Origin of the sequence: Streptomyces sp. NPDC088254 (assembly GCF_044740925.1) — a bacterium.
Taxonomy (GTDB): Bacteria; Actinomycetota; Actinomycetes; order Streptomycetales; family Streptomycetaceae; genus Streptomyces.
In genome coordinates this window covers 176449-198371 of the sequence record NZ_JBIURQ010000011.1, presented here as the reverse complement: position 1 = coordinate 198371, position 21923 = coordinate 176449, and the positions used below count along the sequence as shown (strand labels likewise).

Below are 21923 nucleotides of genomic sequence, written 5' to 3'. Positions count from 1 at the left end.
GTCTGCCGTGCGGGCGCGCCTCACCATTCAGGTCGGCTCGGGGGAGCGGGCGGCGCGGCGGTGGGCGGCGACGCGTTCCCGGGTGGCGCAGCGGCGGGAGCAGTAGCGGCGGTCGGGGCCGCTGCCCCGGGCGATGAAGACGCGGTCGCAGGACGGTGAGGCGCACACTCGGCCGGGCGGCCGCTGACGGTCCCACAGAAGCACCGTCAGCGCCAGGCAGGAGGAGGCGAGGAACCACTCGTCCCACGGCCCGTCGTCCGCGCGGTCGACATGCGGGTGCCAGGGGGTGCGTCCCGCGTGGGAGGTGAGCCGCAGTGCGCCCGTGTGCTCGCGGAGCAGCCCGTTGAGCGCGGCCGCGGCACCGTCGGCGTCCCGTGCGGCGAACACTGCACGCAGGCGCGTGGCCGCGGCTCGCATCCGGTCGACGTCGTCCGGCGTGAGGTCGAGCGGCTCGGGCTCGCCGTGCGCGCGCAGGACCTCGACGACCGCGGCGACGGCGGCGGGGCCGGGCGGCTGCGGCTCCGACGGCACGTTCGGCTTGTCGGGGTCGGCGCGTTCCCTGCGTTCCTCGGGGAGGACGTTGAGCAGGTCGGCGGTGCGGCGGGCGACCGCGAGGACGGAGTGCCGGGTGGACCAGTCGTCGGTGGGGGGCAGCACACGCTCAATGTAACGCATATTGAGAAGGTTTGAGTTACCGGCGTAACGTCACGCCGGTGAAGAAGCGTTACGCGCTGTCCTGGTATCTGACCGGCGCCCTCACCGCCCGCACGGGCGACGAGATGGCCGGGCCGGCGCTGCTGCTCGCGGCGTACGCCCTCACCGGCTCCGCCGCCCGGGCGTCCGTGTTGCTCGCCGCCGCCACGGTGGCTGCCGCGGCCGGCGGGCCCGTCCTGGGCGTCCTCCTGGACCGGACCGGGCGGCCGGGCCGGCTGCTGGCGGCGGCCCTCGCCCTGCACGCCCTGGGTCTGACGGCCGTCCTGCTGACGCTCGACCGCCTTCCGTTCCCCGTCACCCTTCTGCTCGCCGTCCTCACCGGGCTCCCGGGCCCGGCCCTGTCCGCCGGCTGGACGACCCGGATGCCCGCGACGACGCCCCGTGCCGCCGCCCTCGACGCGATGACGTTCGACGTCGCGAGCCTGACCGGCCCGTCCCTCGCGGCCCTCGTCACCCGCCTGTTGAACGCGCACGCCGCGGTGGCGACGGCGGTCACCCTGATCAGCGCGTCGGTCCCGGCCGCGCTGCGGTTGGCGGGGAGTGGCGCCGGGGGTTCCGCGGAGGCCGGTGTCGGGCGGGCCGGGTCCGTGGCTCCGCCCGGGGCCGAAAGGGGCCCGGGGGAAGGTTCCATGAGGGTGCGTGTCCTCGCCGACGCCCGGTACGTTCTCGCGCGTCCGGTGTTGGCCGCGGTCACCCTCGGTTCGGTCGTCTCCGCCGTCGGGCAGGGCGTGCTGACGGCCTGCGTCCCCCTCTTGGGCGAGCGCGCCCTCGGGGGAGCGGCCGACGGGGCTCTGCTGTCGGCCCTCGCCGCCGGTTCCGCTCTCGCCGCGAACGCAGTCCACGCGCGTCGGGCGCCGGATGTGGACCCGGTCCGGGTGATGCGGGCGGGGGCGCTGCTCCAGGCGGCCGGGGCCGCGCTGGCGGCGGCAGCGGGACCTGCGGCTGCGTGGGACGGGGGCGCGGCCGCCCTCGTCGTGGCCGCCGCCCTGACGATCGGCGCCGGTGAGGGGCCGCAGCTCGCCGGACTGTTCGCCGTACGGCATCGGGAGACACCGGAGCGGCTGCGCGGCCAGGTCTTCACCACCGGGGCCAGCGCGAAGATCACCGGGTTCGCGCTGGGCGCGGCCGCGGGCGGTGCGATCGGCGTGTGGTCGCTGACGGGCGCGCTGCTGGTCGCGGCCGCACTGCACCTCGTCGCGGCGCGGGTGACGGCGGGGCGGGCGTGAGGCGCGAAGGGGGGTGCCGGGGTGCGCTGCCGGGAACGCCGGGCCGCGGGGAACGCCGGGTCGCGGGATACGCCGGGCTGCCGGGAACGCCGGGCCGCGGGATACGCAGGGCCGCCGGGCGCGGGATACGCCGGGCTGCCGGGAACGCCGGGTCGCGGGATACGCCGGGCTGCCGGGAACGCCGGGTCGCGGGATACGCCGGGCTGCCGGGAACGCCGGGCCGCGGGATACGCAGGGCCGCCGGGCGCGGGATACGCCGGGCCGTCGGGAACGCCGAGCCCACCGGGAATGCCGGCCCGGAGTCCGCTGTTGCAGCCCATGACTGGCATGCCCCGCTCAATGAGGGCGCTGCCGGTGAGAGGAGGCACCCATGGCACGCAGCACAGCCCGCCCCGTCGTCACCCTGAGGTCGACGGCCGGCACCGGGGTCACCTACGTGACCCGCAAGAACCGGCTCAACGACGCCGACCGTCTGGTCCTGCGCAAGTACGACCATGTCGTCGGGCGGCACGTCGACTTCCGCGAACAGCGCTGACGACGGTCAGGACCCCTCAAGGGTCGAAGCGCCCGGTCCGCGCTCACCGGGCGGACCGGGGCTGATCGTTCTACGGTGGTGGAGCGGACCCGGCCCTCCCGGGGACCCGGTCCGCTCCCGGCCGGCGCCGACTTCCCCCATGTCCACCCCGGCCGGGATCCCGCAGCCCGATGAGGGGAACCCGTCCGGCATGGGCAAGACCGCACTGATCCTCATCGACATGATCAACACCTACGACCACAAGGACGTCGAGCTGCTTCTGCCGTCCGCGCGCGAGACGGTCCCGGTGATCGCCGGACTCCTCGAGCGGGCCCGCCGTGCCGACGTCCCCGTCGTCTACGTCAACGACAACTTCGGCCAGTGGCGTTCCCACCACGGCGAGCTGCTCAACGCCGCCCTCTCCGGGCCGCACGCCGACCTCGTGGAACCGCTGCGTCCCGACGACGACTCCCTGTTCGTCATGAAGGCCCGGCACTCGATCTTCTTCGAGACTCCGCTGGGCTATCTCCTCCACCAGGAGGGCATCGACCGGCTCGTCCTCTCCGGCCAGGTCACCGAACAATGCGTCCTGTACTCGGCGCTGGACGCCCACATCCGCCATCTGAACGTGATCGTGCCCCGTGACGCCGTCGCCCACATCCACGCCGATCTCGCCGACGCCGCCCTGCAGATGATGGAGCGGAACATGGGCGCGCGCGTCTGCGACAGCTCCGAACTTTGGTCCGGGGACGGTACCTGACGGGCCGTCGGTGAAGTGGCGGACCGGTGTCCCGCGTCCGGGCCCTGCGCGCCCGTGAATCGACGAAAAGCCTCTGACCTGGATAGACAGCGCTTTCCGCTGAGAGCTTACTGTGAACTTCTGTTTCTGTTGAACACAACTGCGTCCGGCTGCGTATTGGCCCAGGGGGATTCCATGCCCTGGCCGCCGACGAAGCTTTGGAGCACTCCGTGGGACACAACAGCCGCAGACGCCCGACGGGCGGGAGGCGAGCGACCTTCGCCGCGGTCGCGTTGATTTTGGGCGGTGGCGGACTGATGGCCGCGAACGTCTACGCCTCCGCGAGCGAGGACGACGCCGGCGGGCCCTGGACGTCGGGCTCCGTCACCATCGACTGCCCCGACGTCGGCAACCGGCTGACGAACGTGCCCGAGCAGGCCTCGGGAGAGGTCGACCGCGAACTCGCCCTCCTGGACGAGCAGATCGCTGCCGCCTACCGCCAACTGCAGGACAACGCGCAGGCCGTCCGCCAGGACGCCGGCTTCGCCGACAACGCGGTGATGAACCCGCTGAAGGAGAAGCGCGCCGCGACCATCGAGCGCATCGGCAACGCCCTCGACCGCGCCGGCGGACGCCCGGAGGGCCTCTCGGACCTCGCCGCGTGCTCACTGCGCACCGCCGACGACCGCGCGGGCGAGGCAGACCAGGGCGGCGACGGCCGGAACCAGGATCAGGGTCAGGACCAGGGCCAGGATCAGGGCCAGGATCAGGGCCAGGGCCAGAACCAGGGGCAGGGCGACGGTCAGCAGAACGGCGGAGGTCAGCAGGGCGGCGACGGAGGGAAGGGCAACGGCGGTCAGGCCGGTAACGGCCCCGTGGCCGCCGACTTCACCGACATCACCGCCGTCCAGCCCGCGCAGCAGCCCGCCGACCCCGGTTCCGGCCCCTCCAGCGGCAGCTTCACCTCCAGCTGCGGCGTCAACGCGAACGGTCTGTTCAACTCCGACAACGTGATCGTGGCCCCGGGCGTCTCCAACGGCGCCCACCACTTCCACGACTACATCGGCAACCAGTCCAACGACGCCTTCGCCTCCGACGAGGACCTGGCGAACGCCGAGACCACCTGCGTCGACCAGGGCGACAAGTCCACCTACTACTGGCCCGTCCTGCGCCTGCAGAACGGCGACCAGGAACGGGACGCCAACTCGCCCGGCGGCGGCATCGAGGGCAACGCCGGGAAGATCGTCACGCCGAAGGACGTCACCCTCACCTTCGTCGGCAACCCGCGGTCCGAGGTCACGGCCATGCCGCGGCTGCTGCGCATCATCACCGGCGACGCCAAGGCGTTCGTCAACGGCACCGCCAACGCCAACGCGTCCTGGAGCTGCACGGGCTTCGAGGACAGGCAGCTGAAGGACAAGTACCCGCTCTGCCCGGGCGGCAGCGACGTGGTGCGCACCTTCCGCTTCCAGAGCTGCTGGGACGGCGCCAACATCGACAGCGCCAACCACCGCACCCACGTGGCGTTCGCCGCGGCCGACGGCAGCTGCCCGGCCGGCTTCCGAGCCATCCCGCAGCTCGTGCAGCGCATCGTCTACGACGTCGACGCGCCCAGCCTCCAGGACGGCGGCCGCACGACCCCGCTGTTCGCGGTGGACTCCTTCCCCGAGCAGCTGCACAAGGCGGTCACCGACCACGGCGACTTCATCAACGTCTTCGACGAGAAGCTGATGAACGAGATGGTCGACTGCATCAACGACGGCCGCACCTGCGGCGCGGGCGCAGGCGGCAACGGCGGCAACGACAACGCCGGCGGCAACGACAACGACAACGGCGGGAACGCCGACAACGACAACACCGGTGGCAACGACAACACCGGTGGCAACGACAACGCCGGCGGCAACGACAACGCGGGCGGCGGGAACAACGACGGGAACGCCGGCAACGGCAACGGCGACAACGCCGGCAACGGCGACAACACCGCAGGTCAGGGCGACAACCAGCAGCCCCCCGCCCAGAACCCCCGCACCGACGCCGCCACGGCAGGCACCGGCAAGGCCGACACCCCCCGGACCGCTGAGCCCCGTACCGCCGAACCCCGAACCGACGAACCTCGTACCACCGAACCCCGCACCGCCGAGCCTCGTTCAGCCACCCAGCCGACCGCGAAGTCGACCCAGGCGGCCCCCGCGTCCGCTCCCGCCGCCGTCGGCGGAGGCCAAGGCGAGGTCGGCGCTCCGGCGACCGCTCCCACCCAGGCCGCGCCCGCGGGTGTCACCGGCGGTGCGGACAGCTCGGACATCTCGGACAGTTCCATCGCTGCCGGCGCTGTGGGCGGTGCCGACGCGGGCGACACCCCCGTCCTGCCCGCGCCGCAGGCCCAGGGCGGCCTGGCCGACACCGGCGCCAGCCTGTGGCCCGCGGCCGCCGGCGGGCTCCTCGTGATCGGCGGCTTCGTCGTCCTGCGCCGGGCCGCGAGCCGCCGCCACTGAGGCGCCCGCGGCTCCCTCTGGGGCGGCGCGTTCGGGTGCACCCGCACACGAGTGGCCGCCCACCGCCGGACCGCACGGTATATGTCGCTCGGAGTGACCCCACGGGCCGCTCCGAGCGACACTGGCTCCGGGAGGTCGGTGCGCAGCGCGACCAGGGGAGCGCCATGGACCACACACCAACCGACGGCTACGACTACGACCTCGGCTCCTACGGCCGGCCCGTCACGACCTCGTCCCCCGAGGCCCAGCGCTGGTTCGACCGGGGCCTGGTCTGGTCGTACGGCTTCCACCACGAGGAGGCCGTCGCCTGCTTCGAGGCCGCGGCCCGCGCCGATCCCGACTGCGCCATGGCGTACTGGGGCATCGCGTACGCGCTCGGCCCCAACTACAACAAGCCCTGGGAGTTCTTCGACGACCAGGACCTGCGCCGCACGGTCGCCCGCGCCCACGCCGCCGTGGAGCAGGCCCACGAGAAGGCCGCGGGCGCAAGGCCCGTGGAGCGGGCCCTCATCGGCGCGCTGCGCGCCCGCTACCCGCAGGACCGCCCCGCCGAGGACTGCTCGGTGTGGAACCCGCCGTACGCCGACGCCATGCGCGTCGTCCACGAACTGGCCCCCGACGACCTCGACGTGTCCGCGCTGTACGCCGACGCCCTGATGAACCTGACGCCCTGGCAGCTGTGGGACCTGCGCACGGGCGAGCCCGCCGAGGGTGCGCGCACGCTGGAGGCCAAGGCCGTCCTGGAGCGGGCGCTCGCCGCCGGAGGCGCGCTCGACCACCCGGGCGTCCTGCACTTCCACGTCCACCTGATGGAGATGTCGCCGGCCCCCGAGGCGGCCCTGTCCGTCGCCGACCGGCTGCGCGACCTCGTCCCCGACGCCGGACACCTCCAGCACATGCCCTCCCACCTGGAGGTGCTGTGCGGGGACTACCGCGCGGTCGTCGCCGACAACACGCGCGCGATCGCCGCCGACGAGAGGTACCTCGCCCGCGCCGGGGCGATGAACTTCTACACCCTCTACCGGGCGCACAACCACCACTTCAGGATCTACGGCGCGATGTTCCTCGGCCGGTCCCAGGTCGCCCTGGACGCCACCGCCCAGCTGGAGGCGGCCCTGCCGGAGGAACTGCTGCGGGTGGAGAGCCCGCCCATGGCGGACTGGCTGGAGGCCTTCCTCACCATGCGGGCGCACGTGCTGATCCGCTTCGGCCGCTGGGCCGACGTCCTCGCCCTTCCGGCGCCCTCCGACCCGCGGCTGTACTGCATGACCACCGCCATGCGGCACTACGCGCGCGGCGTCGCGTTCTCCGCCACCGGCCGCGTCGAGGAGGCGGAGCACGAGCGGACGCTGTTCCACGAGGCCGTCGCCCGGGTCCCCGAGACCCGGATGCTCTTCAACAACACCTGCGCCGACATCCTCGCCATCGCCGCCGCCATGCTCGACGGCGAACTGGAGTACCGCAAGGGCCGCCACGACGCCGCGTTCGCCGCCCTGGAACGGTCGATCGCCCTGGACGACGGCCTCCCCTACGACGAGCCGTGGGGCTGGATGCAGCCCACCCGTCACGCGTACGGCGCGCTGCTGCTGGAGCGGGGCCGCATCGCGGAGGCCGAGGCCGTCTACCGCGCCGACCTCGGTCTCGACGACCTGCTGCCGCGCCCCTCCCAGCACCCCGGCAACGTGTGGTCCCTGCACGGACTCCACGAGTGTCTGGTCCGGCTCGGCAAGCGGGAGGAGGCGCGGCTCGTGGCCCACCAGTTGAAGTTCGCGGCCGCCGTGGCCGACGTCCCCGTGCAGGCGTCCTGCTTCTGCCGTCTCGACAGCGTCGGCGCCGGGCCCGCCGAGACGGAAGGCTGCTGCGCCATGGACAATTGATCGACAGCGCTGTCCGAGCCGGACGGCCGCGACGGACTTCCACGCCGAACAGCTTGAACAGGGGGCTCGGACCATGGCAGGCGCAGGGTGAACGAGACGAGTGCCACCAGACCGCGGGCCGAGGCCCGGCCTTCCACCGGGATCGGCCGCGCCCGCGGCTGGGCGCGGCTCGCGTTGCTGATGCTCGCCGGCTGCGCCGCGGTGGTCGCGGTGGGCGCCGGATCCGGCGGCTGGCTGGTCCTGCTCATCGGGTTCGCCGGGATGGCGGTGGCCGGGGCCGGTGTGTGGTGGATGCTGGCCCGGCGCGGCGGCGCCCGGCTGCTCGGCGGCCTGCTGGCCGTCGCCGCGCCGATCGCCGTGCTGGTGCTGTACGCCGCGTCCGGGCTGTGGGTGGTCGCCGTGGGCGCGGTCGCGCTGTGGGCGGCCGCTCTCGCCTCCGCGCGGACCGCGCTGCGCCTTCTGCGCCGCCCGCGCGGCATGCACACCCGCAGGACGCCGCGGCCCCGCCGCCCGGTGCTGATCATGAACGTGCGGTCGGGCGGCGGCAAGGTCGAGCGGTTCGGCCTCGTCGAACGGGCGGAGAAGCTCGGCGCCCGGGTGATCCTGCTCGGCCAGGACACCTACGTCGACCCCGCCGCGGTGGCCCGGCAGGCCATCGCCGACGGCGCCGATCTGCTCGGCGTGGCGGGCGGCGACGGCACCCAGGCGCTCGTCGCGGCGGTCGCCGCCGAACATGGCGTCCCCTTCCTGGTCATCGCCGCCGGCACCCGCAACCACTTCGCCATGGACCTCGGCCTGGACCGCACCGACCCCGTGCGCAGCCTCGACGCCCTCACCGAGGGCGTGGAACTCCGCGTCGACCTCGGCGAGGTCAGCGGGCGGCCCTTCGTCAACACCGTGTCCTTCGGGGCGTACGCGGAGATCGTGCAGAGCCCCGAGTACCGCGACGCCAAGGCCGCCACCGCGCTGGAACACCTGCCCGAGCTGCTCGCGGGCGACGGCGGCGCCACCCTGGACGTGCGCACCGACGACTCCCGCGTCCAGGCCCCGCAGGCCCTCCTGGTCAGCAACAACGCCTACGCCCGCGCCGACCCGCTCGGCGGCGGTCGCCGGCCCCGGCTGGACGCCGGCCTGCTCGGGGTGATCGGGGTACGGGTGGACAGCGCCGCCCAGGCCGCCGAGCTGGCCCTGCTCGGCGAGCGGGCCAGCGGCATCACCTCGCTCACCTCCCTGCGCGTGACCGTCGACGCCGACCGGGACCGCATCCCCGTCGCCGTCGACGGCGAGGCCCTGGAACTGCCCACGCCGGTCGTCTGCTCGGTGCGCCCCGGCGTGCTCCGCGTCCGGGTGCCCCGGCACCGGCCCGGCGCCGCCTACGCCCCGCCCGCGGTCGACTGGCGGCGCATCGTCCGTCTCGCGCTCGGCCATCCCGACCCCCGCACGATCAAGGACTCCTACGATGTCTGACCGCTCGCCGAAGTTCTCCGCCGTGAGCCTGGTCCGTGACCTGGCCACCCTGGACCGGGCCCTGTATGAGACGGTCACGGTGACCAGGACGCCCACCCTGGACACCGCGCTGCGCCGGCTGTCCGGGGCCGCCGACCACTCCAAGATCTCCTTCGCGGTCGCCGCCGGCCTCGCCCTGCGGGGTGGACGCACCCGCCGCGCCGCCGTGCTGGGCGTCGCCGCCATCGGCGTGGCCTCGGCGGGCGCCAACCTGCTCGGCAAGCGGCTGGTACGCCGTCCCCGCCCGCACCGGGCCGTCGACTCGCCGTTCCCCGGGCGGCACGTGCCGATGCCGGACTCCGCGTCCTTCCCGTCCGGGCACACCGCCTCGGCGGTCGCCTTCGCCGCGGCCGTCGGCCCGGGCCTGCCCGCCGCCGCGGTCCCGCTCGGCCTGCTGGCCTGCGCGGTCGGCTACTCGCGCGTCCACACCGGCGTGCACTACCCGGGCGACGTCGTGGCCGGCGCGCTGCTGGGCACCGGCTCGGCGGCCCTGGTCCTCGCGGTGGCGGCCCGCTTCGACGACTGAGCGGGCGCCCCTGGTTCAGGGGCGTGCGCAGTGCAGGAACACATGGGGCTCGGGGACGGCCTCGGGGTGGTCCGGGGTGAACAGGGCGTTCTCCTCGGCCAGCACCGTCAGGCCGGCCCGGGTCACCGTCTCGACGAGGTCCGGGCCGGCGAAGCTGGTCACCCGCACCGGCTGCCCCATGAAGACGGCGTCCACGCCCTCCACGTCCAGCGGTACGGTCGCCAGCACGAGGCTGCCCCCGTGCCGCACCGCCCGCGCCAGCCGGCCGATCAGGGCGGCCTGCTCGGCGCGATCCAGTTGGAGCAGCGAGAAGTACACGCACACCGCGTCGAACGAGCCCTCCTTCAGCGGCAGTTCCCGTACGTCGGCGCAGCGGAAGGCGGCCTCCGGGACCTGCCGGGCGGCGAGGTCGACCATGACGGGCGAGACGTCGACGCCCAGGACGTCATGGCCCGCCGCGGCCAGGGTGGCGGCCGTCGGCCGGCCCGTCCCGCTGCCGACGTCCAGCACCCGGCTGCCCGGCGTGAGCCGCCCCAGCAGCCAGTCCAGCGACCGCCGGTGCGGGGCGGAGTGCGCGAACGCCTTCTCGTACGCGGATCCCAGCGCGTCGAACACCGCCGCGGCGCGTCGTGCGTCGTGCTCACCGGTCAAGTCGGGCCTCCCCGTCGTTCGGGCGGATGGCGTGCGCGCGGATGGCGTGCGCGGGTGTGGTGTGCGCCCGGAGGCGCATCGTCGCATTCCTGACGAGGGCTCACAACGGCGCCGGGCGGGGCCGCGCGGCTATACGGAGAGTGACACTGCTCACGGTGCCGCGCGGCCGGTCCGGCCATCGACCCGTTCAAATCAGGCCTTTGTCGGCAGTGGGGCGTCGGAAGCGGCCGGAATCAGAGTTTCCACTACCGTCAGTAACATGATCCACTCTCAATTCCAGGTATACCTACTCGTCAGTAGCCCACGCCTGGGTCATCGCCGTATCCGATCGGAGGACTCCCATGCCCTCTCCCGAGGAAGCCCTGCAGCAGGCCCGTGCCACCTACGAGGAGCACGCCCGCACCTGCCGCCAGTGCCACTTCGACACCGTGCCCTGCGCGGTCTCCAAGCACCTCCTGCGCGCCTACAACAACGCCCGCAGGGAGCAGATGCGCGCCGACTCGGCGGCTCGCTGAGTCCGGTTCCTGACCGCCCCCGGCTGTGCGCCGCCGCAGCGGGTGTCGAGGCGTGCGGCGGCCGTTCCGCTGCCGGCCGCCCGGAGCGGGTCCTCAAGCCGGGGCGGGTCCTCAGGCGGGGCGCCCGGGCGGGTCCTCAGGCGGGGCGCACGGCGCCGCGCAGCGCTCCCTCGCCGAGGCTGTGCACGGAATCCTCGCGGATGCGCGCGCCCGGACCGGGTGCGTGGATCATCATGCCGTCGCCGGTGCACAGGCCCGTGTGGTTCAGGTCGTCGTGGAAGAAGACGAGGTCGCCGGCGCGCAGGTCGTCCAGGGCGACCGAGGTGAACGCCCGCGCCTGGTCCACGGCCGACCGCGGCAGCGTCACGCCAGCGGCCCGCCACGCGGCCTGGGTGAGGCTGGAGCAGTCGTAGGACTCCGGTCCCGTCGCACCCCACACGCACGGTCGCCCCAACTGCGCCCGGGCGAAAGCGAGCGCCTTCTCCGCCCTGCCGAGGTAGACGGCGCCGGTCGCGTGAGCGGTGACGCCGGCGGGGGCCGCGGGCATGGCCGACATGCCAGGCGCGGCAGCCTGCGGGGCGTACTCGGGGGCGGGAAGCGTGACTTGAGGGGCTGCGGCGGCGAACGCGGGTGCCGGGGGAGCGGCTTGCGGCGTGGCGGCTGCGAACGCGGGTGCCGGGGGCGCTGCTTGAGGAGCCGGGGGCGCTGCGAACGCGGGCGCGGCGGCCTGCGGGGCGTTCGGTGCGTATCCGGGCACGACCGCGGGCATTGCGGGGGCGTACTCAGGCGTCGGCAGCGTCACTTCGGGGGCCGCCGGGGCGTACGAGGGGGCGGGAAGCGGGACTTGGGGGGTCGGCAGCATGAACCCCTGGGCGGGGGCCGCGGCTTGCGGCTGCTGCGGCGGGAGTCCCGCGGTCGGGGGCGCGAGAAGGTCGCCGTAACTGGCCGCAAGGATGCCCGTCTCGGGCGCCGGGAACCCGCCCACGGGCGCTCCCAGCCCGGGATCGGCAGCACCGGCCGACGGGATGGCGGGCGGCGCTGCCGGTGCGGCCGGAGTGCCCACGGTCGGGAACTGGCCGGTGCCGGTCGCGGTGACGGCGGGGAACTGGCCCGTGTCGGTGGTCGTCACGGCCGCGAACTGGCCGGTGCCTGTGGGGTCCACGGTCGGGAACTGGCCGGTGCCGGTCGCGGTGACGGCGGGGAACTGGCCCGTGCCGGTGGTCGTCACGGCCGCGAACTGGCCGGTGCCTGTGGGGTCCACGGTCGGGAACTGGCCGGTGCCGGTCGGGTTGACGGTGGGTATCTGGCCGGTGCCTGTGGGGTCCACGGTGGGGAACTGGCCGGTGCCGGTCGGGTTGACGGTGGGTATCTGGCCGGTGCCCGTGGGGTCCACGGTGGGGAACTGGCCGGTGCCGGTCGGGTTGACGGCGGAGAACTGGCCCGTGCCCGTGGGGTCCACGGTGGGGAACTGGCCGGTGCCGGTCGGGTTGACGGCGGAGAACTGGCCCGTGCCGGTCGTGGGCCCGTCGGTCTGGTGGCCGTCCCAGGTGTTCGTCGTGGCCGTCCGGTAGGAGGGCAGCTCCCCGGTGTCCCAGGTCTGCGCGGCCGAGGGCGCCTCGAGGGCCGGGCGGGCTGCCGTCGACCGGGCGATACCGCGAGCCAGCACCTCACGGGCGGTGTCGAGCTTGCGCCGGATCTGCTCCTTGGACGTGCGCAGCGAGGACTGCGGCGCGGCGGGAGCGGAAGCGGACCCGGAGGCGGCGGGAAGGGCTGCCGGGGCCTGGGCGGGCACGGCCGGCAGGGCCTTGGGCTCCTCCTGCCGCGGCGAGGGCACGGCGGGCAGCGCGGCGACTGAGCGGCCGGTCAGCTCCGGCGGCTGCCGGTCGCCGCCCTCCAGCTCACGTCTGGACGACAGCTCCCGCGCGGCCGCCTCCAACTCCCGCAGGGCTTCGGAGCCCGCCGGCTCCTGCGTACGCGGACGGGAGGGGCGCTCGGGCATGCGGTCGGCGGGCAGGACCGCGGCGGTGACGGGTCCGATCTTGTTGCGCGCCACGTCGAACCACTGCCGGGCCACAGCCTCCAGCGAGGGGTCGCCCGACCCGCGGCGCGGGCTGTTGGCCACGGAAGTGACGGTCCGGCGCGGGCCGTTGTTCATGGCGCGGGTGGCATTGAAGGTGCCCGAGTCGTTCTCCGCCCGGTCGTAGAGGGAGGTGATGCGCTGCTGGATCTCCGCGCGGCTCGGCGTGCCGGCGTCCTCGATGCGTGCGGAACCCTTGCCCGAGGGGCGGGTGCGATCCGTCGCCATGGAAGACGTACTCCTTCCGTGCTCCGCCGGCCGAGTCGGCGGTGGCTGCGAGCGGCCCGTGCACCGGGCGCTCCGCGCTCGCCGCCCTGCGGGACGGTCGGTTGTCCACCCCGGGGATGATCGGTCCCCGGCTCCGGCCGTACCACTGGTGCCACGGACTCGGCGGTGGCCGCGCGGCCCGGCGGGGTTCGCCGGAGTCGGTCGTGCGGCCTGGCGTCAACCTAACCAACTTGTGTGCCTGGTGTGAAGATTGAAGCGTTAAATGTCCGATACGTATTCGTGACATTCGTCTCTTCCGGCGGCAACCAAGTTTGACTCGCCCCGACTTGACCGATACGGGCGGCCGCGGCTCGCCGGGGGCGGCCCGTACGATTCCGGCCGTATCGGCGGGCCGCGGGGTGGCGGCGTGTACCTCCGGAGCCGGACGGGCGGGGTTCAGTCGCCGTGTGGCTCCGGCTCGGGCTGGCGGACGCGGGTCGCCTCGTCCTGGATCAGCAGGGAGAGCAGGGACGCCACCGTGAGCCCCGCCTCGGCCGGGTGCCGCAGCACCTTGCCCGGCTCGATCCGGTACGTGTTGCCGCGCCCCTCCCGCCGGTGGGACAGGTAGCCGTCCTGCTCCAGGTCGGAAATGATTTTCTGGACGGCGCGTTCGGTCAGCCGGCAGTGCGCGGCTATGTCACGGATCCGCGCGGTGTGGTTGTCGGCGATGACCGCCAGCACGCGGGCGTGATTGGTCAGGAACGTCCATCCGGTATGCGGCTCAGGCACTCCCTCCATGGGGCGATTCTACAACGAGGATTCATGTATACAAACGCCGGAATTCGACTTCATGTATCGGTTGACGTGTGACGGTTGTCCGGGCGAATCTGGTGTCACTGCAAGGGTGACCGGGGGAGGCGGTCGTGTCTGAGGCTGCGTACGAGGCGGGCCCCGCTGCCGGGGACGGCTGCGTACGGGAGGAGACGGGCTGCCCCGTACGCCCCGAGCCCCGCGCTCCGGCGGTGCGCGGCCCGCAGTTCACCCTCCGGCGGGACGGTGACCGAGTCGTCGTGGCCGTGCGCGGTGAGCTCGACCTGGACGCCTGCGAGCGGTTGGCGCACGTTCTGCGCTCGGCGCTGGCGGAGGCTGCCGACGGCGTCGACCTGGACCTCGGCGAGGTGGTCTTCTGCGACTGCTCCGCCCTCAACGCGCTGCTCGGGGCACGCGAGCGGGGGCTCGAGCAGGGCAAGACGGTCGCCCTCCGCGCGGCCGGCCCGGTCGTCGCCCGTCTGCTCGCCCTGACTGCCACGGACACCTTGTTCACCGCCCCCGACCCCACTCTCGACGGCCCCCGCCACCCGGACGGCGTCGATCAGGAGCTGCGGATCGAAGTGGTCCAGCTGCGGCGGGCCATGGAGACCCGGCCGGCCATCGACCTCGCCCGAGGCATTCTCATGGCGTCCTTCACGCTCAGCGCGGACGACGCCTGGCGGGTCTTGGTCGAGGCCTCCCAGCACACCAACACCAAGCTCCACCGACTCGCGGGGGAGCTGGTCGCCGCCGTCCAGGGATCGCCGCCCGCGGAGGACGTGCAGGAGAAGATCGCGGCGGCGGTCGCCAAGGTGCGGTCGGAGCCTCGGCGGGACGACGACGGGACCGCCCACCCCGACGGCTGAACCCGGCAGCGACTGCAAGCTACCGGGGCCGGAGTCGCTTCCGGCGTCCGCGCCGGCATCGGGTAGAACTGGCTGGCATGCGCATCGATCACGACCCCGAGGTCCTGGGCTCGCGAGCCTTCTACCGGCTGCTCACCGCCGTCGTCGTGCCCCGGCCCATCGCCTGGGTGTCGACCCTGTCCGCCGACGGCGTCACCGCCAACCTCGCCCCGCACTCCTTCTTCACCGTCGCGTGCACCGACCCGCCGATCGTGCAGTTCACCTCCGTGGGCCGCAAGGATTCGCTCCGCAACATCGAGGCCACCGGCGAGTTCGTCGTCAACCTCGCTCCCGAGCCGCTGTTCGAGCAGATCAACGCCAGCGCCGTCGACTTCCCCGCGGAGGAGGACGAGTTCGACGCCGTCGGCATCGAGCGGGAACCCTCCCTGCGGGTCGCCCCGCCCCGCGTGGCCGCCTCCCCGGTCGCCCTGGAGTGCCGACTGCACTCCACCCTGGGCATCGGCAACTCCACGCTCGTCCTCGGGCAGGTCGTCCACGCCGTCGTCGACGAGGACGTCCTCGTCGACGGTCACCCCGACATCCGCCGGCTGCGGCCGCTCGCCCGGCTCGGCGGCGACGAGTGGAGCACCGTCGGCGAGGTCCGCGAACTGGCCCGCATCCCGTACCGCGACTGGCCGAAGAAGGGCTAGCGGAGGGGCCGTCCGGGCCGGGATCACGGTGCCTGGCGGCGAGGGCTCTGACAGGATCGGCGTATGACGATCCGCAATCCTGCCGACGGCTCCGGGCGCGCGTGGCGTTCGACGACGCCGGCGTACTCGATCGGCTCGGTCGACTCCTTCCTGTCCGTGGGCTCGGTGGGCAGTGTGCTCTCCGTCGGGTCCGTGGGCAGCGTGCTCTCGGTCGGGTCCGTGGGCAGTGCGCTGTCCCTCGGCTCCGTCGGCAGCTCCCTGTCGGTCTTCTCGGTCGGCAGTGTGCTGTCCGTGGGGTCGGTCGGCTCCGCCGCGTCGGTTCTTTCGGTGGGGGCCTGGAGGGGTGAGCGCGTGGCCCTCCGGGGCCGGGCGGCGCGGTGGTCCGCGAGCGAGCGCGCCCTCGTGGCGGGGGCGGCGGGCGCGGCGGTCGTCGCGTTGACGCTCCTTCGCATCCGGGCCACAGGCTCGGGCTCCTCCCGGGCGGCGCGAACCGCCTGACGGGCGACCCGGAGGGTTTCCCGTGAGGCCGCGGATCCTGCCTGAGCGGCCGTCCGGGGCGGTCAGCCCTGGGGCTGCGCGACGCCGCTCCCGGACTGTGCGGCGCGTCCCACCCGCTCACTGCCCGCGCCGTGACCGGGCTGGCCGCCGTGCGCCTCCCGCTCGTTGTGTCCGTCGTTCCCGGGCCGGCCGCCGTGCGTGTCCCGTCCGCGCCACTCGCGCGGCGACACGCCGTATGCCCCGCGGAACGCCCGGCTGAAGTGGGCGGGGTTGGCGAAGCCCCAGCGTTGGGCCACCGCCGACACCGTGGGAGGCGACGCGTCCCGGTGTCCCAGCTCACGGGCGCACTCCGCCAGCCGGCGCTGCTGGATCAGCCGGGCGACGGTGACGCCCTCGCGCTCGAACAGCCGGTGCAGATAGCGCACGGAGATGTGGTGCGCGGAGGCGACCGTGTGCGGGGACAGCTCCGGGTCGCGCAGATGGCCGTCGATATGGGCGCGGACGCGCCGGACGAGGTGCTCGTGCGCGCCGGCGTCCCGCTCCGCGCCCTGCCCCGTCCGTACGTCGACGAGTGTGCCGAAGAGGTCCACGACGCTCGCGGCCAGCCGTGCCGCGACGGCCGGGGAGCAGGCGGGTGCCGAAGGGGTCAGCGCCGTCAGGAACGACACCAGCAGAGCGGCCGGCCCCTCCGAGGCGGCGAACGCGCTGCCGGTGACCTGCCGCAGCTCCTCCTCGCCGAGCCCCGGAATCCGCCGGGGCATGTGCGCGACGCGGGCGGAGAAGGGCTCCGAGCAGTCGAGGGAGTACGGGCGCGTCGTGTCGTAGACGACGAGATCGCCCGTGTCGACGTCGATCTTCCGGCCGTCCTGGAGCAGCGTCGCCCGGCCCGCCGTCAGGACGCCCACCACCACGTGCTCCGCGTCGGCCCGGGCGATGTGCCGGTGCGTGCGGCCGGCCCGCTGCGGATCGGCGTCCAGGGAGGAGACCCGCAGTGGGCCCAGGCGGGTGGTGGCGATCCGGCCGCGGAACGGCCCGTCGCCGGGCGCGGTCACCGCCATGGGCCCCAGGGTCCGGTTCAGGGCTTCGCGCCAGTACGCGAGCTGGTCCTCGTCGGGGACCGAAGCCGTCGTCAGCACCAGGGTCACCTGGTTCTCCTCTCCACCTGTGCGGTACCGGCGGAGCCTCGGAGCCAGGGGGCGTGTGTGGGTGGCGAGGCCGGGTAAGGCCCGTTGCCGCCGTGCTGCCGATGGCCTGGGCGGGCGGCGACGCTGCGGCCCGGAGATCCCCGCCGCTTCCAGCCAAGCAGCGGCACCGATCGGCCTCCAGGCAGGAAGCAGGCAGAAACCGCGCGGCGGCGGGGGCCCGTGGGCGCGGTGCGCTGCGGGGACAGCGAGGTGCGCTCCGGGACAAGACGCGGCGGAGCGCGAGGGCCGAGGATGGCACCACGACGAGGGAATCCCCTCGCCGGTGACACCCGGTTTTCCCCCGCCCGCGTCCTCGCGCTGCGGCGGCACGAGGACGGCGGCGGGGGAGCGCGGGCGTCACCGGCGAGGCGGAAGTGCCCGTCGGAGCTGGTGAGTTCGGGCCTACGCGAGGCCGGCGAGGCGATCCAAGTGGGACCGGGACCTCGCGACCGGTTTCGGGTCGGCGTCGGGGCCGAGGCCGACGCAGCGGGTGAAGGCCTCGCGGGCCTCGTCCGGGCGGCCTGCGGACAGCAACGCCTCCCCCAGCAGGATGAGTTGGCGACTCTCCAACGCCACGTTGCCGTTCTGGCGGCAGATCGCCGCGGCGGTGCTCAGGTGATCGACCGCCCGGTCCCATCGGGCCGCCGCCGCGTGGGCGCCGCCCAGTCCGGCGTGCACCGAGATACGGGCCGTCTCGGCGATGTACGGTTCCAGCCGGTCGCCGGACCGCTCCAGAAAATCGAGCACGCGCGTGTACGCCTCGACGGCCTCCTCCGTCAGACCCTGGTCCCGCAGGATCAGCCCGTGCCCCAACCGGGCCTGGAGACTGCCGTGCCGGTCCCCGACGGTCTCGAACAGCGTGGCCGCGCGGTACAGATGCTCCGCGGCCGGCGTGAGGTCCTCCAACTGCCGGTGAGCCCAGCCCCGGTAGAGGTGGGCCCACGCCTCCTGCCCGGTGTGCCCGGCGCCCCGCGCTGCGGCGAGGGCCTCGGCGGAGGCCGCCAGACTGTCCCCGGGACGGCCCTCGCACAGGAGCAGCGCCCACGCGTGATAGTTGACGTGCGTCGCCACCAGGACGGGGTCGGCCAGCGCACGCGCACTGCGGGCGGCGCCGCCGAACACCTCGGGCCAGTGCCCCCAGAAGATCCACTGGTCGGAGAACCAGTGCAGCGCCTCGGCCACCTCCACCACCGTGGCGTGCTCCCCGGCGCTCACGGCGGCGCGCAGGGCCGCCAGCCAGTTGGCGCCCTCGGCCTGGAGCCACCGGCGGGCCGGCTCGGCGCCCGACAGGTCGACCGTGCCCCGCCACGAGGGCGGGGGAGCGCCGTGGTCCGGCTCGAACCAGCGGCCCGCGACCACCGCCGTGTCGAGCAGCCACCGGTACAGGGCCTCCCGGGCCTCCCTCGCGCTCTCCTCGGCCTCCAGCCGGGAACGGGCGTACAGCCGCAGCAGGTCGTGCAGCCGGTAACGGTCGCCGTCGGTCCCCAGCAGCCCCGCCTCGACCAGCTCTTCGAGGGTGTCCTCGGCGTCGAACACCTGCCGCCCGGTCAGCGCGGCCGCGCCGGCCGCCCCGACGTCCGGACCGGGCACCAGCGCCAGCCGTCGGAACAACCGGGCGGCGGACGGGGTGAGTTGGCGGTACGACAGGTCGAAGGCGGCGTCCACGCGCACGTCGCCGGCGACCAGCGCGTCCAGCCGCCGTTCGTCGGCGGCGAGCCGGTCCGCCAGCCGCCGCACCGTCCAACCGGTGCGGGTGGCCAGCCAGTTGCCCGCCACCCGCAGGGCCAGCGGAAGATGCCCGCAACGCTCGGCGACCTCGGCGAGAGCGGCCGGATCGGCCTGGGCGCGCTCGGCTCCCACGAGGCCGGCGAGGAACGCGGCCGCCTCCCGCGGGCTGAGTTCGCCCAACGGCAGCCGGTGCACGCTCTCCAGCCCGGTCAGCATCCGCCGGCTGGTCACCACGACCATGCCCCCGCCCGCCGCCGGCAGCAGCGGCCGCACCTGACCCTCGTCACGCGCGTTGTCCAGCACCAGCAGACAGCGCCGCTCCGCCGACAGCCGCCGGTACAGCGCCACATGCCCCTGCGGGCCGGCCTTGACGAGATCGCGGTCGGCCACCTGGAAGGCCCTGAGCACACCGAGGACCAGCTCGGCAGGGCCGGGCGGATCGTCGTCCGTGCCCCGCAGGTCGAGGACCAACTGCCCGTCCGGGAAACGGTCGGCGAGATCCCGGGCGGCGTGCAGCGCGAGCGTCGTCTTCCCCGTGCCCGGCGCCCCGGAGACGGCCACCACCGGAGGCCCCGCCGCCCCCGACGGCCGGTCGCCCCCACCGCCGGCGAGGAGCGCGAGCCGCCCCAACTCCTCCTCACGGCCCACGAAGTCGCCGATGCCGCGCGGGAACGCCCGCACGCCCACCGGGCTGTACCCGGCGGTGCGCCCGGCCCGCGCCGCCGACAGCAGCCGCTCCCGCAGCGCCTCGTCCAGACCCAGACCGTCCGCCAGCGCGGCGACCGTCCGCCGCTGCGGAGCCGCCCGCCGCCCGCGCTCCAGATCCCCGATGCCGCGCACGCTCACCCCGGACGCCTCCGCCAGGCCCTCGATGGTCTGCGACGCGGACAGCCGCAACTCCCTCAACAGCGCCCCGAACGCCGTCCGCTCCCCGCTCAACCCCGCCCCTTCTGACCGTCACGCCCCCTCCGCGCCCCCGGACGTGATCATGCGAATTCTAAGAGAGCGCGCGGACCGCGAAGGATGCCGCGCCCGCCGTCGCCAGGGCGTTGTCAGTGGTCGCCGGTAGTTTCGTTCTTGTCGCGCCGGATCGGGCGTGACAGTCCCCCTGTGCTGCGCCGACACGGCGTGACACCGCTGTGCGCGCAAAGGAGATGGTGCGTTGTCTGACTGGGAGAAGTCGAGCACGGCCCGGGTGGTGCCGCCGGCTCGCCCGCGCAAACTCGCCAAGGTCCCCTTCGTCGAACTGGCCGACGGACGCCTCCAGGGCGTCGTCTCCAGCGGCTCGGACATCGAACGCGTGTATGTGTCGTCGGTGGCCGCCGGCACCTACGCGTTCGCGTGCAGCACCAACAACAACCGCCCGTGCGGGGGTGCGCGCGGCTCGTTCTGCAACCACATCCGCGCCCTGGTCACCGAGGCGGTCCTGCAGTACGGCGCACGGCGCGTCGCCCGGTATCTGCGCGTCGAGACGGCCGACGGCACGGAGTGCGACGCCGCGTCCCTCACCTCCGCCATGACCGGCGCCCGGCCCCCGCAGGCCGACGGGAAGACCCTGGCGGCCCCCGTCTTCAGCCGCTTCCTGCGCCACCTCGCCTACCTCGAACTGGCGCCCACCACCGCCCCCTTGCCGGAGATGCAGTGGTTCGCGCCGACCAGGGCGGAAGCGACGGACGAGGCCGCGCGTGACAGCGGCCCGAGCGAGGGAGAGGGCCCTGCTTACCTCGCCGAGCCCGTCGACGGCCTGGACGAAGCCCTGGCGGCGGTCGACGCCCTCGACCGCGCCCTCACCGGGGGCCTGCTGCGCCCCCAGCCCGCCCGCGCCGCCGACCTCGCGGAACTCGCCCGCGCCGTCGCCGGCACACCCCTGGCCGACCGCGTCGCCGAGGCGGCGGAGAAGGCGGCGGCCGGAGCGGCGAGCGAGGACCACTTCCTCGCCCTCGCCGCCGCCCGCACCGCCCTGCTCGGCGCCGCCCACGACGCGCTGACGGCCCGCGTCGACGAGGCCACCGGCCGCACCCGCGGCGAAAGCGCCGTGGCGGAACCGGGCGAGCAGCGCACGGTCAACCTGCTGCTGGCCGCCCGCACCTGGCTCACCGACCTCGCCCGCACCGGCTGGCAGGGCCTCGACCACGAACTCGCCGGCGCGGCCGCCCCGATCGTCTCCGCGATGCTCCCCGACCCCGCCCTGCGCCGTCTGGCCACGCTGCTCGACGGCTTCGCCGCCGAACTCGCCGCCTCCTGCCCCGGCGCCGGCCAGGAACGGTTCCCGGCACGCCGCTGGGGCGACCTGTGGGCGCGCGCCCTGCTGCTCACCCGGCCCGGCGCGGCCGAGCCGGCAGCCGTGGCCCCGGCCACCGGGCGACTGCTGCCCCTCGGCGTCGACCTGCACGAACACGCCACCGCCGCACAGGCCCAGGTGCACGCCGTGTTCGAACCCGCCGACGGCGGCCCGCCCCGCCTGGTCCGCGCCGGCGTGTCCGCGCCGAAGCCCGACACGGTCGTCGCGGCCGGCGTCTGGCAGCTGCTGCGCCCGCATCTGTCGCTGCTGGCCGCCCTCGGCGAAGGCCGGGCCATGGACCTCACCGACATGCCCCTCACCGACGGCGGCGACCTGCTCTGGGACGAGGAGCGCGCCCGCCCGGGCGACAGCGCCGACGCGTTCGCCGCCGCCCGCGTCGCGCTGCCGACGGCGACCGCCCCGCCGACGCCGCCTCTGGACCGGCACCCCGCGCGGCTGGCCGAACCGGTCTTCCTGGAGGGCTACGACGTCCGGCGGGACGGCGACACGCTCGCCTTCACCGTGGCCGGACGGACCCTGGCCGTCGACACCGACCGCATCCCGGCCGCCGGACCGCTCACCCCCGAGGCCGTCGAGGCCTCCGGCGCCTGCCTCGGCCTGCTCCGCTGGGACGACGGACGGTTCCGCGTGCAGCCGCTCGCTGTGGAGACCACCGTGCGCAGGAAGACCGTGACCGTCCAGGCCGGGGCGTGGGCCGGCGGCACCGCCGACAAGGCCGGCGTCAGGGCGGAGAAGGCCGCGACGGACGCGGTCACCGTGCTGCGGGAGCGGGCGGGGAGGCTGCTGCGGAAATGACCGATCC

At 74.5% G+C, this 21923-nt stretch carries 18 protein-coding genes and 1 pseudogene; 13 read left to right on the top strand and 6 right to left on the bottom strand.

Translation table 11 applies throughout. The features are described 5' to 3' along the window. Positions 1–27 precede the first annotated feature (27 nt). Positions 28–675, bottom strand: coding sequence for a CGNR zinc finger domain-containing protein (locus tag ACIOC0_RS29995; RefSeq protein WP_402158874.1), 648 nt, complete (start codon positions 673–675; stop codon positions 28–30). 38 nt (positions 676–713) lie between these two features. On the opposite strand from ACIOC0_RS29995, the gene ACIOC0_RS29990 reads away from it, so the two are divergent. The 7 genes from ACIOC0_RS29990 to ACIOC0_RS29960 all read left to right on the top strand — a co-directional run bounded on the left by ACIOC0_RS29990 (position 714) and on the right by ACIOC0_RS29960 (position 9594). After that, a complete protein-coding gene (locus ACIOC0_RS29990) occupies positions 714–1940 on the top strand; it encodes an MFS transporter (protein WP_402158873.1) in 1227 nt (408 codons plus the stop codon). 370 nt (positions 1941–2310) lie between these two features. After that, positions 2311–2475: a 50S ribosomal protein L33 gene (gene rpmG, locus ACIOC0_RS29985; protein ID WP_351096733.1), complete on the top strand. Its 165-nt coding sequence runs from the start codon at positions 2311–2313 to the stop codon at positions 2473–2475. Positions 2476–2665: 190 nt separating this feature from the next. Then, positions 2666–3214, top strand: coding sequence for an isochorismatase family cysteine hydrolase (locus ACIOC0_RS29980; RefSeq protein ID WP_402159071.1), 549 nt, complete (start codon positions 2666–2668; stop codon positions 3212–3214). A 296-nt stretch (positions 3215–3510) separates the two neighbouring features. After that, positions 3511–5685, top strand: a complete 2175-nt coding sequence (locus tag ACIOC0_RS29975) for a DUF1996 domain-containing protein (protein ID WP_402159070.1) — start codon at positions 3511–3513, stop codon at positions 5683–5685. A 164-nt stretch (positions 5686–5849) separates the two neighbouring features. Beyond that, complete coding sequence (locus ACIOC0_RS29970; RefSeq protein ID WP_402158872.1) at positions 5850–7562, top strand: hypothetical protein; 1713 nt, start codon at positions 5850–5852, stop codon at positions 7560–7562. Between the two features lie 87 nt (positions 7563–7649). Further along, positions 7650–9029, top strand: a complete 1380-nt coding sequence (locus ACIOC0_RS29965; RefSeq protein ID WP_402158871.1) for a diacylglycerol/lipid kinase family protein — start codon at positions 7650–7652, stop codon at positions 9027–9029. Beyond that, entirely contained in the window at positions 9022–9594 is a 573-nt protein-coding gene (locus ACIOC0_RS29960; RefSeq protein WP_351096724.1) for a phosphatase PAP2 family protein, read from the top strand. The genes ACIOC0_RS29965 and ACIOC0_RS29960 overlap by 8 nt, the downstream gene beginning before the upstream one ends. 15 nt (positions 9595–9609) lie before the next feature. On the opposite strand, the gene ACIOC0_RS29955 is transcribed toward ACIOC0_RS29960, so the two are convergent. Next, entirely contained in the window at positions 9610–10245 is a 636-nt protein-coding gene (locus ACIOC0_RS29955; protein ID WP_402158870.1) for a class I SAM-dependent methyltransferase, read from the bottom strand. Positions 10246–10586: 341 nt separating this feature from the next. Between ACIOC0_RS29955 and ACIOC0_RS29950 the strand changes: the two genes are divergently transcribed. After that, on the top strand, positions 10587–10760 hold the full coding sequence (locus ACIOC0_RS29950; RefSeq protein WP_352251111.1) for a hypothetical protein: 174 nt from the start codon (positions 10587–10589) through the stop codon (positions 10758–10760). A 136-nt stretch (positions 10761–10896) separates the two neighbouring features. Here the strand turns inward: ACIOC0_RS29950 and ACIOC0_RS29945 are convergent, their stop codons facing one another. Together ACIOC0_RS29945 and ACIOC0_RS29940 are read right to left on the bottom strand one after the other, a co-directional pair. After that, positions 10897–13065, bottom strand: a complete 2169-nt coding sequence (locus ACIOC0_RS29945) for an NlpC/P60 family protein (RefSeq protein ID WP_402158869.1) — start codon at positions 13063–13065, stop codon at positions 10897–10899. Between the two features lie 435 nt (positions 13066–13500). Beyond that, on the bottom strand, positions 13501–13842 hold the full coding sequence (locus ACIOC0_RS29940; RefSeq protein WP_402158868.1) for a helix-turn-helix transcriptional regulator: 342 nt from the start codon (positions 13840–13842) through the stop codon (positions 13501–13503). Between the two features lie 125 nt (positions 13843–13967). On the opposite strand from ACIOC0_RS29940, the gene ACIOC0_RS29935 reads away from it, so the two are divergent. The 3 genes from ACIOC0_RS29935 to ACIOC0_RS29925 all read left to right on the top strand — a co-directional run bounded on the left by ACIOC0_RS29935 (position 13968) and on the right by ACIOC0_RS29925 (position 15907). Beyond that, entirely contained in the window at positions 13968–14720 is a 753-nt protein-coding gene (locus ACIOC0_RS29935) for an ANTAR domain-containing protein (RefSeq protein ID WP_402158867.1), read from the top strand. A 77-nt stretch (positions 14721–14797) separates the two neighbouring features. Continuing rightward, positions 14798–15409 carry a flavin reductase family protein gene (locus tag ACIOC0_RS29930; protein ID WP_402158866.1) on the top strand — a complete coding sequence of 204 codons (612 nt, stop codon included), beginning with the start codon at positions 14798–14800 and terminating at the stop codon, positions 15407–15409. A gap of 63 nt (positions 15410–15472) precedes the next feature. Next, positions 15473–15907, top strand: coding sequence for a hypothetical protein (locus tag ACIOC0_RS29925; RefSeq protein WP_402158865.1), 435 nt, complete (start codon positions 15473–15475; stop codon positions 15905–15907). 62 nt (positions 15908–15969) lie between these two features. Here ACIOC0_RS29925 and ACIOC0_RS29920 read toward each other — a convergent pair whose 3' ends face one another. Next, positions 15970–17052, bottom strand: a complete 1083-nt coding sequence (locus tag ACIOC0_RS29920; RefSeq protein ID WP_402158864.1) for a helix-turn-helix domain-containing protein — start codon at positions 17050–17052, stop codon at positions 15970–15972. Positions 17053–17493: 441 nt separating this feature from the next. Then, positions 17494–19758, bottom strand: a complete 2265-nt coding sequence (locus tag ACIOC0_RS29915; protein ID WP_402158863.1) for an ATP-binding protein — start codon at positions 19756–19758, stop codon at positions 17494–17496. 256 nt (positions 19759–20014) lie between these two features. Here ACIOC0_RS29915 and ACIOC0_RS29910 point away from each other — a divergent pair. Together ACIOC0_RS29910 and ACIOC0_RS29905 are read left to right on the top strand one after the other, a co-directional pair. Further along, positions 20015–20488: pseudogene (locus ACIOC0_RS29910) on the top strand (hypothetical protein); the annotation flags it as partial. Positions 20489–20563: 75 nt separating this feature from the next. Beyond that, the gene (locus ACIOC0_RS29905) at positions 20564–21916 is read left to right on the top strand and encodes a hypothetical protein (RefSeq protein ID WP_402159069.1); all 1353 of its coding nucleotides are present in this window, start codon (positions 20564–20566) and stop codon (positions 21914–21916) included. Positions 21917–21923 lie beyond the last annotated feature (7 nt).